The organism is Mesorhizobium sp. M5C.F.Ca.IN.020.32.2.1 (genome assembly GCF_004023105.1).
In the GTDB taxonomy this organism is placed as follows: domain Bacteria; phylum Pseudomonadota; class Alphaproteobacteria; order Rhizobiales; family Rhizobiaceae; genus Mesorhizobium; species Mesorhizobium wenxiniae.
The window spans coordinates 1-509 of sequence record NZ_RZSX01001629.1; the positions used below are offsets into that span (position 1 = coordinate 1).

Genomic DNA, 509 nt, shown 5'->3' on the forward strand with positions numbered 1-509 from the left:
GCAATAGACACTGGTGTCGAATTACGCTTCTATTGAACCGTCAGTTCGGCTCGCTCGCCGGCCTTGATGGTCACCGTGCTTTCCTTCGAGCTGTTGTCCAACCTCTCCGCGACGACCGCGTAGTCGCCGGCCGGCAGCGCCGCCTGATACTTCTCGTCGTAGACGTAACCGAGCGATTTGCGGTTGCCGTTGATGTCCTTCTTCGGATCGAAAATCTCGATCTTCGAGGCCCCTGGCGCGGTGATCGCCAGCACGCCTGCATTGATGGCGATCTTCAGATCCTGATGCTCACCGGCCTTGACGCTGAACGGCTGCTCGACGACGGCAAGGTCGACCGTCGCCGTCAGCACATAGTCGTCGGGCGGCAGATCGAATTTGCTGTCGGGACCATAGGCATGAGCCACCTCTTGCCTCATTCCGTCGATCTTCTTTCTTGCCTTGAACACCTTGAAGCCGATGCCCGAACCGTCGGCCTTGTCGCCGCCGGCAATGTAGTAGGCGTTGGCAAC

At 59.1% G+C, this 509-nt stretch carries 1 pseudogene; it reads right to left on the reverse strand.

Annotated features, from left to right (window positions below):
• Window positions 1-29 precede the first annotated feature (29 nt).
• Window positions 30-509: pseudogene (locus tag EOA86_RS37850) on the reverse strand (hypothetical protein); the annotation flags it as partial.